Genomic DNA, 14,016 nt, shown 5'->3' with positions numbered 1-14,016 from the left:
GGGAGACGGAATGGAACTTGCCTGATCTTCGATCCATAACCCTGGAATCAGCGAAGGTCGGGTGAATGAACGACGACATGGCGGACGGGTTGCCGACGCGGCCGATCAATCGGTTCCGCACCGGCGACATCGACGAGCACGCGCGGAACATGGGCGGCTGGCAGGTGAGCTACGACCAACTGACGCCAGGACGCTTCGAAGGCGAGTTGATCGAGTTCCGTGCAGATTGGATGCAACTGGTGCGCGACCGCTCTAATCAGGCCATGACCAAGCGCGGCATGGCGTGGGAGGGCGCGATTACCTTCAGCGTACCGTTGCGCGCTGACGGGCCGGTGTTCTGCTGCGGGCACCCGATTGTCGAGCCGAGCCTGATGGTCGCCCACGGCCGCAACCTGCCGGACCTGCGCACACCCCAGCACTTGGACCTGCTCGGCGTCGCCGTCAAGGAGCAGGCCCTGGAGCACCTGCTGGAGCGCCAGGGCAGCGACTTTCGAATTACCGATCTTCCCAAGTGTTACCGTCTCGGCGATTCGACCTTGCCCGCTGAGCTGGCGGCACTCTTCGACGAACTCGAAGGGGGCGGCCAGGGGCATGAGTCATTGTTGGGCTTCGAGTCGATCCGCCGTGGCCTGCGCGATACGGTGATGCTGCACCTGCTGGAGCTGGTGGCGCCCGACCAGGCGCCGCCGCTGACCCCGACGGCCCGCAAGCGCATGGTCGACCGGGCCCGGGAATATGCCCTGGCCCATGTCGACGAGCCGCTGTCGATCCTCGACCTGTGCAACCACATTGGCGCCAGCCGGCGTAAATTGCAGTACTGCTTCCAGGAAACCCTGGGCATCAACCCGGTGGCCTATTTAAGGGCGCTGCGCCTCAATGCCGTGCGCCGGGAGCTGCGCGCTGGCGACCAGGCCAGGGGCGTGCAGGAGGTGGCGGCACGCTGGGGCTTCTGGCACCTGAGCCGTTTCTCCAGCGACTATCGGACCCTGTTCGGCGAAACCCCTTCACAAACCCTGCGGCGCACGCATCTGTGCTGAAAACGGATAACGGCTGGCGGACCGGCTCCCTAGGATGACCCCATCACCACATGGTTGGGATGGGGCATTCGATGAATCAGAATAAAAAGAAAAACCTGCAACGTAATGCGTGGATCACCGTGGGGCTGATCGGCGCCTGCGCCATGGCCAATGCCACTGAAAGTGGCGCGCCGACCACCGCGGTGGGGGTCTACGATTTCGGCGCTGGCATGATGCCGCCGGCCACGCCCTTCGGCACGGTCGGGCTGCGTACGGCGTTCTATTCGGCCAACGTGCAGAAAGATCGCCACGGCAATTCCCGCGACAACAATCTTTCCCTCGACGTGCTGTCCATCGGCGTGGCTTACATGCACATGACCGATTACACCGTGCTTGGCGCCCAGTACGGTTATGGCGCGGTGGTGCCGTTCTTCAAGATGGACGCTTCGGTACGGGTGCAGACGCCGGTCGGTCCGCTGGACCTTGAAGCCGATCCGTTTCGCCTGGCGGATATCCAGGTGCTGCCGGTGATCCTGCAATGGACGCTGTCGCCGAACCTGTTCGTCAATGCCCAGTTCCAGATCCAGGCACCGACCGGCGACTACGACGAGGACCGCCTGATCTCGCCGGGCCTGAACCACTGGACATTCTCGCCGATCCTCAACGCGACCTATATCTCCGACACCGGCTTCGAGGTGTCCTCCAGTTTCGAAGTCGACGTGAACACCCGCAACCCCGCCACCGACTACAAAAGCGGCGTCGAGTATCGCCATGAATTCGCCGTTGGCCAGCATGTCGGCCCCTGGACGCTGGGTGTGGGCGGCTACTACTACCGCCAGTTCACAGACGACGATGCTCCGGGGCTTGAGGCAGGCAATCGCGCGCGGGTTATCGCGGCGGGGCCGGCGGTGGGCTATTTCAAACCGGGCGTGCCGCCGGTCTGGCTGCACGTCTACAAGGAATTCGACGCGCGAAACCGCGCCGAGGGCTACACCACGGCCCTGCGCATTTCTCACAGTTTCTGAAGGGGACGTCATGAACTCATCAAATTCCATTTCAACGGCGTCGCCGCGTCAGGCAGTTGGCCGGCGCGAAGGGTTGGTGCTGATGCTCGGCAGCAGCCTGACCATCATGGGCTCGGTAATGGTCACGCCGATTCTTCCTCGGCTGGCCGCCGAGTTCGGCCCCGTCGAGCCTCGCGCCGATTTGTTGGTGCCGCTGGCAATCACCGGGCCCGCCCTGGCGATTGCCCTCTGCGCGCCGTTGGCCGGCTGGTTGGCCGACCGGGTCGGACGCAAGGCCTTGCTGGTGATCGCCACCTTGCTCTATGCGGTGCTCGGCGCGTTGCCGGCGCTGCTCGACAACTTGCCGGCGATTGTCGGCGCGCGCTTGCTGTTTGGCTGTGCCGAGGCGGCGGTCATGACCTGTTGCGCGACCTTGATTGCCGACTATTGGCACGGCGAGGAACGCTTGCGCTACGTCAACCGGCAAGTGGTGACCATCGGCCTGGTGGGGGCGCTGTTCTTCGTCGTCGGCGGGGCCCTCGGGGAACATTCGTGGCGCTCGCCGTTCCTGCTGTACCTGCTGCCGTTGTTGCTGGTGCCGGCCATGATGAAAATCCTCTGGGAGCCGCCGGTGGCCAAGCTGCGGACGGTCGACGCGCGCCCCGATGAATCGGCGCCGGGCAAAGTCGCGTTGCTGCAGCTGGTGGTGGGCTACCTGATGATCGTGAGCGGCATGGTCCTGACCTTCGTCATGCCGATCCAGGCCCCCACGCTGTTGGTCGGCCTGGGCGTGACCTCCAGCACTCTGATCGGCCTGGCGGCGGGGTTGAGCCTGTTGGCGACACTCGTTGGCTCGTTGACGTGGCCGTTGCTGCGCCGACGCTTGGGCATTGCCGGTTGCAACGCGCTGTTGCTCGCCCTGATGGGCCTCGGGCTGTGCCTGCTGGTGCGCGCGCAAAGCTACAACGCGGTGCTGTTGGCGGTGTTTGTCCAAGGGTTAGGCGCCGGGTTGCTGGTGCCCAACGTGATGGCGCCGGTGATGAATGCGCTGACCGCCACCACCCGTGGCCGAGGCCTGGGCGGGTTCACCTCGTTTCTCTACATCGGCCAGTTCATCAGTCCGTTGGTGGTGGCATTCGTCGGTGCCTTTGCCGGTGACCTTCGTCAGTCCATCCAATGGCTGGCCTTCGCCAGTCTCGCGGCGGCACTGCTCTGGGTGGCGGTCGGATTACGCACGCGCGGCCATCGACAGGCGGACGTCGCCGGATCTCGTCAATCGTCATGAACAAGGAATCTGAAACCATGAGTCTGCAAGACATCCACCAATTGATGGACAGCGAAGACGGGACCGCCCTGGCCGAGTGGGTCAGGCGCGGTGAGGTCCAGCCCGGCGAGCTGCTGGAGACGGCTATCGAGCGCCTGGAACGGGTCGAACCGCAGCTTAACGCCGTGGCGGAACGGCTTTACGATTCGGCCCGGGAGGCGGCGCGTGCGCCTCAGGCCGGGCAGGGCCTGTTTGCCGGCGTTCCAACCTTGATCAAGGATCTGTTTTCGCCGGTCCAGGGCGCGGCGATGACCAACGGCTCCCGCTCGCTGGGCGCCTGCCGCGCGGATTTTGAAGCGGAAGTGGTGACGCGCCTGAGAAATGCCGGATGCCAGGTGTTGGGGACCAGCACGTCGCCTGAGTTCGGCACGTCTTACTCCACCGAATCGGCGCGCTTCGGCGCCACGCGCAACCCGTGGAGTACCGAGCGCAGCGCCGGCGGCTCCAGCGGCGGCGCGGCCGCATTGGTGGCGGCCCGGGTCGTGCCGTTCGCCCACGGCAACGATGGCGGCGGTTCGTTGCGGGTGCCGGCGTCGTGCTGCGGGGTGTTCGGCTTCAAGCCCAGCCGCGGATTGCTGCCGTCGGGGCCGATGATCGGCGAAGGCTGGGCAGGGATGGGCACGCCCCATGCAATCACCCTGTCGGTGCGCGACAGCGCTGCGTTGCTGGATTCCACCGCCGGGATTGATCCGGGCGCGCCGTATGCCGCGCCGCTTCAGGCGCAGCCTTACGTGACGGCGCTGCAGCGCGATCCGAAGCCGTTGCGCATTGCCCTGGTCGAGCAATTCGGCCCCTGGGGCACCTCCGCGCAAAGCCTACAGGCGGTGGGCGAGGTCGCCAGGTTGTGTGAAACCTTGGGCCATCGCGTCGAACCGGTGAGCTTGCCGGTGGTGTTGCCGGAGTTTCTTGATCAGGTCTTCACCATCATTGGTGCGAGTACCCGCCATTACGTCGACCTGCTCGGCCAGATGCGCGGGGCCGCGGTGCAGGCTGAGGAACTGGAAGTGCGCACCCGGATCATCCTGCGGGACAAAGGCAACGTCAGCGGCGCCCAGTACGTCGGCGCGGTGGAATGGATTCATGCGCTGGGCCGCCAATTGGCGGTGTTCATGCAGGATTACGACGTGATCCTTTCTCCGGTCCTGACCCGCGAACCGGTGATGATTGGCGAGCTCAACGTTGAGGACGTCTGCATGAGCCTTGAGGCACTCATCGAGCGATTCCACAGCTACTCGCCGTTCACGGCGCTGTTCAATGCCAGCGGCCAGCCGGCGATGTCGGTACCGTTGTCCTGGAGCGCAAACGGCCTGCCGCTGGGCGCGCATTTTGCCGGGCGGTTCGGCGAAGAAAGCACCTTGCTGGCCCTGGCCGCCCAACTGGAACGCGCCCAGCCGTGGCGCGGGCGTGTACCGCCGGTCAATGCCCACCGGATAAAAAACTGACGCAAAACCTACCGTGGCGAGGGAGCTTGCTCCCGCTGGACTGCGCAGCAGGCCCAAGCTTGCGGTCGCTACGCAACCGAGCGGGAGCAAGCTCCCTCGCCACGGGTATATGCGTCTGTTGGGCGCCGGATTCTATCCGGTGCCCAACATACTCAATACCGAATCATCACCGACTTCAGCTCGGTGTAGTCATCGATGAACGCGCTGCCGAACTCCCTGCCGATACCCGAGGACTTGCTCCCGCCGAATGGCACGGCGGGGTCGAGCAGGGTGTGCATGTTCACCCAGACGGTGCCGGCTTCAATGGCGGGCACCATGCGCAGGGCCTTGCCCAGGTCGTTGGTCCAAAGGCTGGCGCTCAGCCCGTAGGGCGAGTCGTTCATCAGGTCGAGCAGTTCCTCCTCGGTGTCGTAGGGCAGGAAGGTGGCGATCGGGCCGAAGGTTTCTTCATTGAGCAGCGCATCATCTCGATGGTTGGCGAGGATGATGGTCGGCTCGACATAGCAGCCAGGCCTGTCGATCAGCTTGCCGCCGTGAACAATCGTGTTGTTCTGTGCCCGCGCCCTGGCGAAATACTCGCCGAGTTTCTGCTGATGCTGACGGTTGGTCACCGGACCGAATTGCGTGGCTTCATCCAGCGGCGAGCCGATGCTGAGCTGACTGAGGCGTTCGGCGAGCTTGCGCATGATCGGTTCGATCTGCGAGCGGTGGACAAAGAACCGCTCGGCCGCCGCGCAAATCTGCCCGGAGTGCAGGAAACCCGCCTCGATGATGCCATTGACCGCCACCTCAGGATCCACATCAGGCAGGAATCCCGCAGCGTTCTTGCCACCCAGTTCCAGTGTCGCCCGGGTCAGCCCAGCGTTCATCGCCGCCTGGCCCACGGCGATGCCGGTAGGCACCGAGCCGGTGAACGACACCTTGTTGGTGCCTGGATGCTCGATCAAGCCCTTGCCCACCAGGCCGCTACCCGTCACCACGTTCAACGCGCCCGCCGGCAGACCGGCCTCCATGGCCAGTTCAGCGATGCGCAGGATAGTCAGCGGAGTGAACTCGCTGGGCTTGATGATAATGCTGCAACCGGTCACCAACGCCGAGGCGAGTTTCCAGATGGCGATCATCGTCGAAAAATTCCACGGCACGATGCCGACCACCACGCCCACCGGTTCGCGCAGGGTGAACGCCGTGTAGCGTTCACCGGCGAAGGAGGGCAGCGACGGGGTAATGGTCTGGCCGCTGATCTTGGTCGCCCAGCCGGCGTAGTAGCGCAAGAAGTGCGCAGCCTGGTCGACTTCGAAAGCGCGGGAGATATGGATGATCTTGCCGGATTGGCAGGTTTCGATCTGTGCCAGCTCCTCGCGGTGTTGCTCCATCAGGTCCGCCAGTTTCAGCAATACATGCCCGCGGACCGCCGGGGCGGCCTGGGACCACTGCTTGAAACCGCGCCGGGACGACTCGACCGCCGCATCGATATCGCCAGGAACGGCGTCACAGACCTGGGCGATGACCTGGCCCGTGGCCGGGTTGATCACATCCAGCGTCTGTCGGCTCTGGCTTTCGACATAAGCACCGTCGATGAACAGCGCGTGATGTCGGCCAAGGAAGGCTTGGACCTCGGGCAGCAGGGCAATATCGCTCATGGGAAGTTCCTGTTCGCAGGCAAGGGAAAGCCCCGAGACTAACCCTTGGGAGGCCGGGCGGGCTTGACCGTGCCTGCCGCGTCGCATGTCTGTGGCTGCCAATTCCGGGGCTGACGCTCAGAACGGAACCGCCACCACCAACTGGCTGTAGACATTGGTGCCGTTGCCACCCACCTGGTTGCCTCCGTTGCTGGCGTCTTTCTCTGGCTTGTACAGGCCCAGCAGCGGCGTGATGATCAGGTGCTCGTTGGCTGCCCACTCGACGTACAGGTCCAGCTCACGACCGTCGAGGTTCAGCGCTTGCGCGGTGTGCAAGGTCTTGTAGTCGAAAAACAATGCGCCGATCGTCACGGTCTCGGTTGGCTTGAGCTTGAGGCCGACGTGCTGGATGGCCGTGTTGCTGTTGAACGGGCCGGCATAATTGCCCGCCACTTCGCCTTGGAACCAGGTGCCATGACCTCGGTTGGTGCCTGTGAACATCGAGTCCCAGTTTTTCGAATAACGGCTGTAGCGATAGGTCAGGTCGGGGCTCCAGGGCAGCTCGGCGAAGGTATAACCGGCTTCGGTGTACCAGGCTTTCTGAGGACCGGCGTCCTTGTCTTGCCAGGCGTATTCGAAGGAGAAGTGCGCGTTTTCGATACCGGCATCGCCCGCGCCGCGCAGGCTGTAGATGTCCATGCCGTCGCGTTGTTTCTGCAAGTCACTGGCGTAGTGCTCATCCACGTCGATGCCATGGATGTAGGTCAGCCCGAGGGTGCCGGGTGCTGCGGTGTATTCCAGGGTGCCGGCGGCCATCTCGGTGTTGGCTTGGGCGCGATTGTCGGACTTGAACCACAACAGGCTCCCATGCACGCCGTCCTTGTCGCCCAGGCGCAGCACCGCGGTCTTGTCGAAGGCGTGCCGGGCGGCGAGGTAATAGGCGCCGCCGCGATTGAGTTCGCCATCGGCCACGCCCTTGCCGACGTTCAGGCCGTCGTCGTTGATGATGAAACCGTCGCCAAGGGTAATCACCTGGCGACCGAAGGACAGGTCGACGCCATCCTTGCCCAACAGCGGGAACAGATCGCCGGAGCGCCAACCGGCGAAGGCCTCGTCGAATTTCGTGGTGCGTTCTGAGCCGTCGCTCAGGCCCGCCGCATCGCCATCGCCCCAGGTGCCGGAGCTGACCAGGTTGGCGGTCCCGTAGAGGTTCCCGCGGCCGTCGAGTGTCTGCTCGATACTCAGGCCATACTTGATGAAACCTTCGCGCCAGCTCGAACCGCCGGCGCTGCTGTCGTAGTTCTTGCGGCTGTTGAACAGACCGTAGACCGCGAGAAAGTTGCCGCTGACGGTGGTGTCATCGTCCGCGTAAAGCTCGATGGCCTGGGCCGATGAGCCTGCCGCCAGCAAGGCGATGCCCAGGCCGATGGCCTGGCGTGGCAGGCGTGATTGACGAGTGTGCTCCATGGTGTTTTCCCCAGTGCGATAGGACAGCGGAGCGCGCATTAGGGAGAGCCTGGGCTGCGAAGTCTTTCACCAGCCTGCCAAGGTATTGATCCTGGCCGCCATGGCTGTGGCAGTGGCAGGCAGCTACAAGACCGGCGGCAGGCATGGGCAAGACGCTCGGGGCGAGGGCGGCGCACAGTGATCCTGCACGCAACGCCGTTTTAATCAGGGACTGGCTGGGGAAGGCTTGAACGCCAGTGCCCGGACGGCGGTAGCACCCATACTAAAAGTCCGTTTTTCGAGGATCCGCACCATGTCGATCAATGACAGGCTCACCGAGCATCTGAACCGGGGTACGGTGGGTTTTCCCACTGCGTTGGCCAGCACCATTGGCCTGATCATGGCCAGCCCGGTCATCCTGACCGCCACCATGGGGTTCGGCATCGGTGGCAGCGCCTTCGCCATGGCGATGTTGATCGCGGTGGTGATGATGCTGGCCCAGGCGACGACGTTCGCCGAAGCCGCATCGATCTTGCCGACCACCGGCTCGGTCTACGATTACATCAACTGCGGCATGGGGCGCTTCTTCGCGATTACCGGCACTTTGTCGGCGTACCTGATCGTCCATGTGTTTGCCGGAACGGCGGAAACCATCCTGGCCGGGGTCATGGCCCTGGTGAACTTCGAACACCTCAATACCCTGGTCGAATCGGCCGGCGGTTCCTGGCTGCTGGGCGTGGGTTTCGTGGTGGTGTTTGGTGTACTCAATGCATTCGGCGTCAGTGCTTTTGGCCGCGCCGAAATCATCCTGACCTTCGGCATGTGGACGACTCTGATGGTGTTCGGCGTGTTGGGGCTGATCGCCGCGCCGGCGGTGGAACTCGAGGGCTGGTTCGGCGCGTCCGTGGTCGGGACCGACCTGGTCACGGTGCTGTCGCTGGTGGGCATGGCAATGTTCATGTTCGTCGGGTGCGAATTCGTCACGCCACTGGCGCCGGACCTGCGCCAGTCAGCCAGGACCATGCCGAGGGCAATGATGCTGGGCCTGTTCAGCGTCGCGGCCTGCATGTTCATCTATGGCGCGGCGATGAAGCGCCAGGTGGAAAACGTGCTGCTCGATGCCACCAGCGGCGTGCACCTGCTGGACACGCCCATGGCAATTCCGCGCTTCGCCGAGCAGGTGATGGGCGACATCGGGCCGATGTGGCTGGGGATCGGCTTCCTGTTTGCCGGCGCCGCGACCATCAATACGCTGATGGCCGGCGTACCGCGCATCCTTTATGGCATGGCAGTGGACGGCGCACTGCCCAAGGTTTTCACCTACCTGCATCCTCGTTTCAAGACGCCGTTGCTGTGCATCCTGGTGGCGATGCTGATCCCTTGCCTGCATGCGCTGTGGCTCGGCGGTAACACCGATAACATCATGCATCTGGTACTGGCGGCGGTGTGCGCCTGGAGTTTTGCCTATCTGCTGGTGACGATTTCGGTGATCAGCCTGCGCGTCCGCCGTCCCGATTTGCCCCGGGCCTACCGCTCGCCGTTTTTCCCGCTGCCACAGATCCTGTCCAGCGTCGGCATCGTCCTGGGCATGTGGTTCATCACGCCGCCGGGCATGAAGCCGGCGGACATTTATGTGCCCTTCGCCGTGATGCTTGGCGGTACCGCGGCCTACGCCCTGTTCTGGACCCTGGTGGTGCAGAAGGTCAATCCATTCAAGCCGGCGACCGTCGAAGACGTGCTGGCCAAGGAGTTTTCCCATGAGCCAGGGCAACCTGTCGGCGAGTTTATCGAGCCTGCTGCAAAAGCTGTCTGAGCTGTTCAGCGCCCGTCGCGCCCCGGCCGGTTATCGACCCGGGGTAACGCTGGAGCATTTGCGACGCAACCTCGCACTGGCGCGGTTTGAAGTGTCGATGCCGGGGGCGGCGGCGATGGTCACCGACGATGGGAGCCTGCAACTGGAGATCGTCGAGCGCACCGAGTCGCAGTTGCTGATGCACGTGGTAACGACCGAGTTCGTGTTGCACGTACCTGCGTCGAGAGAGGGCAACGCGCGCCTGCAATTGCACCATGGCGGAGCCATTCGGCGCAGCGGCATTCGTTGCCGCCAGTTGAAGGGAGGTGACGCGTTGTCGGTCCGGCTGCGGACGGCCATCGAAGGTGATCGTGCGCTTTACGCCGCCCTGATGCCGCTGGACTTCAAGCGCCTGGACATCGAGCTGCAAGGCCGGCAATGGTCTGTGCGACTGGAGCATGTGGGCGGCAGCGAGGTGGTCAACCGGATGCCCTCGTTCCGCCGCTACATCGCGCTGAGCCCGTTGCAACGCGATGCCTTGTTCGCAACGCTGGGTGGGCTGCGGAGGGTACTCTCGACGTTCTGAGTTTTCGTTTTGCCTGGCATCATTCCTGCTACTGCTCTGGCGATCAGGGACTTGTTGCGCGCATTTAGATAACATGTTAACTATTGCCGCACAAAAACAATAAGCCATTGTGGAGAGCGCCATGAGCATGCAACAGGCTGGGCAAGGCGGGCTGGACACCTGGAATCGGGACCTGCGCGCGACATGCGGCCATTTCGAGACGGAGCTGGCCTTCAATCGCGCGTTGTTCATTGGCGAAGTGTCGACCTTTCAGCGCGGCGGCCTCTCACTCGCCAACCTGCGCACCAATGCCGGTACCATCAGGCGCCAGCTATGCAAACCGGATCACGATGATGACCAGGACTGTTTCCTGGTCAGCCAGCGCAGCGGTTATTCGCGTATCACCCAAAATGGCACGAGCATCCAGCTGGCTCCCGGCGAGCTGTTGCTGATGGATTCGGTGGGTTCCCTTGAAATCAGCCCGTTCGGCCTGATCGAGCATGCCGTGTTGTCGTTATCTCGGCGGGACGTCGCCAGGCGACTGGGCGGCGACAGCAAGACCTTCGGCAAGATTTCTTCAAGCAAGGCTTGCGGAAGAATGCTGCACGTATTGGTGGACCAGCTCTGCAAGGACACCCTGGACGGCGAAAGCAGCGCCGGGGAGGGCGAAGCCCTGCAGAACGCCTTTGTCTCGCTGTTGGGATCGGCGCTGGAGCATGAAACCGACCTGTGCGGCGACAGCGTCGGGTTGCAAGGCAGTCATCTGCGCAGCTACGTACAGAAAGTCATTGATGAATGCCTGACCCAACCCGGTCTCAGCCCGGTCGGCCTGGCCAACCGCTTGAACATCTCGGTGCGACACCTGTACCGCTTGTTCGAAGAGCAGGATGACAGCGTGTGCCGCTACATCCAGCGCGCCCGCCTCAAGCGCAGCGCCGATGACTTGGCCAATCCTTTCTTGCGGGACGAGTCGATCACCTCGATTGCCTACAAATGGGGCTTCACCGATTCGGCGCACTTCAGCCGTTCGTTCAAGAAACAATTCGAACAGTCGCCCAAGGCGTTCCGCTCCAGCCAGTTGCAGCAGGCGCAAGGGGTGGCTTGACCATCGCCTTCGCGAGCAGGCTCGCTCCCACAGGTGACCGGGTTGACTCCGGATCAAGTGATCAACACAAAACAGTGTGGGAGCGAGCTTGCTCGCGAAGGCGGCGGTTGGTCCAGCAACGATGCCAACTGAGCCACCGCTATCGCGAACAGGGCTCAAACCTCAGGCAACGTCGAGCCGCCATCGACGATCAAGGTCTGGCCGGTGACGTAGGCGGCCAGGTCCGAGGCCAGGAACAGCATGGCTCCGGCGATGTCCGACGGTTTGCCGAGTCGCCCCAGCGGTACTCGGCGGGCGATGTCGTGGTTGACTTGGGCGTCCCCCAGGTTGGCCATGGCTGGTGTTGCGATCATCCCCGGTTCGACGCCATTGACGCGGATATTCTCCGCCGCCAGCTCCAACGCCGCATTGCGGATGAAGCCGTTGACCCCGGCCTTGGACGCCGCATAGTGGCTGAGGCCCGGGTAGGCTACGCGCGGGCCGGTCACCGAAGAGGTCACCAGCACGCAGCCCTGACCCTGGCGACGGAACATCGGCAGTGCGGCCTGGGTCAGCCAGAACAACGCTGACAGATTCACCGCCAGCGTTCGCTCCAGCACCGCTGGCGTGATTTCGGCGAAGGGCGTCAGGGGGAAATAGCCGGCGTTGTGCACCAGCACATCCAGCCTGCCGGTGCGTTGTTCCAGCTTGGCGATCATTTGCGTAATGGCCGTGGCGTCGGCCAGGTCGACGCCCATGGCATCCACCGGGTAAGCGCTGGCGCGCAGGTCGCTGGATACAGCCTCGGCCCCCGCCAGATCCAGGTCGGCAATGACCACTCGCGCCCCACGCCAGGCAAACCCTTCAACGATGGCCCGGCCGATGCCTTGCGCGCCGCCGGTCACCAGCACCGTCTTGCCGGAGAAATCCAGATCATCAGGCATTTGCTTGCTCCATTCGGCTGAAGGCCAGCGTCGGCACATCGACGATGCTGGATCCGCCATCGGCCACCAGCGTCGCGCCGGTGATGATCGAAGCATCCGGCGAGGCCAGGAAACGACAAGCCCGGGCGATTTCCTCGGCGCTCGCGGCCCTGCCCAGCGGCACATCGGCGCAGACCCGGGCATAGGCCTGTTGCAGATTCTCACCGTGGAACTGCATCAAGGCCTGCATCTCTTCATCGGCCATCGGCGTGCGTACCCAACCAGGGCAAACCGCGTTGACGCGCACACCGCGTGGTCCGTAGTCCCGCGCCAGCGAGCGATTGAGGCCGAGCAGCGCATGTTTGGCGGTGGTGTAGCCGCAGACCTGCGGTCCGGCTGCCAGGGAGGCGATGGAGGCGACCAACACGATATTGCCGGCGCTTTCCATCAGCAGCGGCAGGCAGGCACGAGCGCTGTAAAAGGCGCTGTCCAGGTTGCTGCGTAGCGCCGCTTCCCACGCCGACGGGCTGGTGTCGGTGGCGCTGCCCTGGCCCAGCCCGCCGGCGCAAGCCAGCAGCACGTCAAGTCGGCCAAAGCGTTGGCGTATCTGTGCGACGAAACCGTCCCACGTCGCCGGGCACGCCGCGTCGCCCACCAGCACCAGGCCGCCGATTTCCTCTGACAGTTGCTCCAGCGGCTCGCGGCGCCGGCCGATCAGCACCAGGTTGGCGCCCTCGGCGGCGTACAGGCGGGCGCAAGCGGCACCGATACCGGTGCCGGCACCCGTGATCACCACAGTGCTTGGCTCAGGCATCGGGGTACTCCGTCTGGTTGAGTACCTGGCAATAGGAGCTGACCGGGAAGTTCGAGAACTCGTCGAAGGATGCGCCGGCGTAACCGAAAATCTTGCCGTCACTACGGTGCTGCTGCAGGTCGATCAGCACCAGGCCCAGGGTCGGGATGATCTTCTCCCGCCAGACGAACAGGTACAGCTGATCGGCAATCTTGTAGGTGTCGCAGCGGTCGGTGTCGCACAGGCCTTGTTCAACGCCCTTGAGGCACTGCCAGGAATAAAAACGCTGGTTGAGGTAGATGTGTTCGTAGACTTCACTCGGGCTGTAGCGATACAGGTTGCGCAGCCCCACCAGTTCGCTCGTCGGTGCGTGAGGGCAGAGGCCCGGTTGCCATGGACGATCCAGCGTGCCGTGGAGGAACTCGACTTCCACCGAGGTCAGCGGTTTGCCGGCCAATGCGCGGCTGTAGAGGCCTTCGAGGGTTTGCGCCTCGGCGGGCATGCGCCCGATCACGGCGGTGAACGCGGCGCTGACGGTATCGAGCACCAGGCTCACCGACCACGTCTGGCCATCTTCGCGTTTGATGAAGTCGACGAGGTACAAGCCCGGACGCACCGACGTGGCTCGATACGGCGCGGTGCCGGTGGAATGTCCGTCGGCTGCTGCCCAGCTCAGCGCGTCCTGTTCGAAGCGATGTTCGATCTGCCAGCCATTGGCAAAGTGCAGGGTAAAGGTCTTGCCGTCCAGGTCGGCGAGGTTCGGCAGGATGAAGGCTTCGGGGGCAAAGCCATCGGCCAGGGCGCCGACGGTGATCCAGTCTGAAGAAGTACTCATTGCAAGGCTCCGGTGGTTGAATGTGCCACTCGGATCATGGCGCCTGGCAGAGCGTCGGCCTATCAACCAAAGGGTTGAGCAAAGCTCTTGTGGCGAGGGAGCTTGCTCCCGCTGGGCCGCGTAGCGGTCCTGAAATCGGTTATCGCGATTTTTCAAATAGACCGAGTCGCCTT

12 protein-coding genes are annotated in these 14,016 nt (G+C 63.7%); 7 read left to right on the top strand and 5 right to left on the bottom strand.

Annotation, left to right across the window (positions count from 1 at the left end):
• The first annotated feature begins 65 nt into the window (after positions 1 to 65).
• The 4 genes from J3P96_RS14390 (at position 66) to J3P96_RS14375 (ending at position 4,786) form a co-directional block, all read left to right on the top strand.
• On the top strand, positions 66 to 1,037 hold the full coding sequence (locus J3P96_RS14390) for a helix-turn-helix domain-containing protein (protein WP_434604814.1): 972 nt from the start codon (positions 66 to 68) through the stop codon (positions 1,035 to 1,037).
• Between the two features lie 71 nt (positions 1,038 to 1,108).
• Positions 1,109 to 2,041, top strand: coding sequence for a SphA family protein (locus J3P96_RS14385; RefSeq protein WP_434651773.1), 933 nt, complete (start codon positions 1,109 to 1,111; stop codon positions 2,039 to 2,041).
• 10 nt (positions 2,042 to 2,051) lie between these two features.
• Positions 2,052 to 3,305 carry an MFS transporter gene (locus J3P96_RS14380; RefSeq protein WP_434651771.1) on the top strand — a complete coding sequence of 418 codons (1,254 nt, stop codon included), beginning with the start codon at positions 2,052 to 2,054 and terminating at the stop codon, positions 3,303 to 3,305.
• A 17-nt stretch (positions 3,306 to 3,322) separates the two neighbouring features.
• Entirely contained in the window at positions 3,323 to 4,786 is a 1,464-nt protein-coding gene (locus tag J3P96_RS14375) for an amidase (RefSeq protein ID WP_434651769.1), read from the top strand.
• A 152-nt stretch (positions 4,787 to 4,938) separates the two neighbouring features.
• On the opposite strand, the gene J3P96_RS14370 is transcribed toward J3P96_RS14375, so the two are convergent.
• Together J3P96_RS14370 and J3P96_RS14365 are read right to left on the bottom strand one after the other, a co-directional pair.
• Entirely contained in the window at positions 4,939 to 6,426 is a 1,488-nt protein-coding gene (locus J3P96_RS14370) for an aldehyde dehydrogenase family protein (protein ID WP_434651767.1), read from the bottom strand.
• Between the two features lie 117 nt (positions 6,427 to 6,543).
• Positions 6,544 to 7,872, bottom strand: a complete 1,329-nt coding sequence (locus J3P96_RS14365; protein ID WP_434651765.1) for an alginate export family protein — start codon at positions 7,870 to 7,872, stop codon at positions 6,544 to 6,546.
• 292 nt (positions 7,873 to 8,164) lie between these two features.
• Between J3P96_RS14365 and J3P96_RS14360 the strand changes: the two genes are divergently transcribed.
• The 3 genes from J3P96_RS14360 (at position 8,165) to feaR (ending at position 11,313) form a co-directional block, all read left to right on the top strand.
• Positions 8,165 to 9,664, top strand: coding sequence for an APC family permease (locus tag J3P96_RS14360; protein WP_434651762.1), 1,500 nt, complete (start codon positions 8,165 to 8,167; stop codon positions 9,662 to 9,664).
• The gene (locus J3P96_RS14355; protein ID WP_434651760.1) at positions 9,609 to 10,229 is read left to right on the top strand and encodes a DUF3156 family protein; all 621 of its coding nucleotides are present in this window, start codon (positions 9,609 to 9,611) and stop codon (positions 10,227 to 10,229) included. The genes J3P96_RS14360 and J3P96_RS14355 overlap by 56 nt, the downstream gene beginning before the upstream one ends.
• A gap of 121 nt (positions 10,230 to 10,350) precedes the next feature.
• A complete protein-coding gene (feaR, locus tag J3P96_RS14350) occupies positions 10,351 to 11,313 on the top strand; it encodes a transcriptional regulator FeaR (RefSeq protein WP_434651758.1) in 963 nt (320 codons plus the stop codon).
• A gap of 155 nt (positions 11,314 to 11,468) precedes the next feature.
• Here feaR and J3P96_RS14345 read toward each other — a convergent pair whose 3' ends face one another.
• From J3P96_RS14345 to J3P96_RS14335, 3 genes are read right to left on the bottom strand one after another with little or no spacing between them, the layout of a single operon-like run.
• Positions 11,469 to 12,236, bottom strand: coding sequence for an SDR family oxidoreductase (locus tag J3P96_RS14345; protein WP_434651756.1), 768 nt, complete (start codon positions 12,234 to 12,236; stop codon positions 11,469 to 11,471).
• The gene (locus tag J3P96_RS14340; RefSeq protein ID WP_434651754.1) at positions 12,229 to 13,029 is read right to left on the bottom strand and encodes an SDR family NAD(P)-dependent oxidoreductase; all 801 of its coding nucleotides are present in this window, start codon (positions 13,027 to 13,029) and stop codon (positions 12,229 to 12,231) included. The genes J3P96_RS14345 and J3P96_RS14340 overlap by 8 nt, the downstream gene beginning before the upstream one ends.
• Positions 13,022 to 13,843, bottom strand: a complete 822-nt coding sequence (locus J3P96_RS14335; protein WP_434651752.1) for a molybdenum cofactor biosynthesis F family protein — start codon at positions 13,841 to 13,843, stop codon at positions 13,022 to 13,024. The genes J3P96_RS14340 and J3P96_RS14335 overlap by 8 nt, the downstream gene beginning before the upstream one ends.
• Positions 13,844 to 14,016: the final 173 nt, after the last annotated feature.

It is taken from the genome of Pseudomonas sp. R3-56, assembly GCF_051132075.1.
Lineage (GTDB): Bacteria > Pseudomonadota > Gammaproteobacteria > Pseudomonadales > Pseudomonadaceae > Aquipseudomonas.
Note: the sequence above shows the minus strand (reverse complement) of the source record. Positions and strands in the feature narration are given on the sequence as shown.

Bases quoted from the DNA above. Each gene is read 5' to 3' on its own strand.
- J3P96_RS14390 (WP_434604814.1), top strand. From the start codon at position 66: ATGAACGACGACATGGCGGACGGGTTGCCGACGCGGCCGATCAATCGG.
- J3P96_RS14385 (WP_434651773.1), top strand. From the start codon at position 1,109: ATGAATCAGAATAAAAAGAAAAACCTGCAACGTAATGCGTGGATCACC.
- J3P96_RS14380 (WP_434651771.1), top strand. From the start codon at position 2,052: ATGAACTCATCAAATTCCATTTCAACGGCGTCGCCGCGTCAGGCAGTT.
- J3P96_RS14375 (WP_434651769.1), top strand. From the start codon at position 3,323: ATGAGTCTGCAAGACATCCACCAATTGATGGACAGCGAAGACGGGACC.
- J3P96_RS14370 (WP_434651767.1), bottom strand. From the start codon at position 6,426: ATGAGCGATATTGCCCTGCTGCCCGAGGTCCAAGCCTTCCTTGGCCGA.
- J3P96_RS14365 (WP_434651765.1), bottom strand. From the start codon at position 7,872: ATGGAGCACACTCGTCAATCACGCCTGCCACGCCAGGCCATCGGCCTG.
- J3P96_RS14360 (WP_434651762.1), top strand. From the start codon at position 8,165: ATGTCGATCAATGACAGGCTCACCGAGCATCTGAACCGGGGTACGGTG.
- J3P96_RS14355 (WP_434651760.1), top strand. From the start codon at position 9,609: ATGAGCCAGGGCAACCTGTCGGCGAGTTTATCGAGCCTGCTGCAAAAG.
- feaR (WP_434651758.1), top strand. From the start codon at position 10,351: ATGAGCATGCAACAGGCTGGGCAAGGCGGGCTGGACACCTGGAATCGG.
- J3P96_RS14345 (WP_434651756.1), bottom strand. From the start codon at position 12,236: ATGCCTGATGATCTGGATTTCTCCGGCAAGACGGTGCTGGTGACCGGC.
- J3P96_RS14340 (WP_434651754.1), bottom strand. From the start codon at position 13,029: ATGCCTGAGCCAAGCACTGTGGTGATCACGGGTGCCGGCACCGGTATC.
- J3P96_RS14335 (WP_434651752.1), bottom strand. From the start codon at position 13,843: ATGAGTACTTCTTCAGACTGGATCACCGTCGGCGCCCTGGCCGATGGC.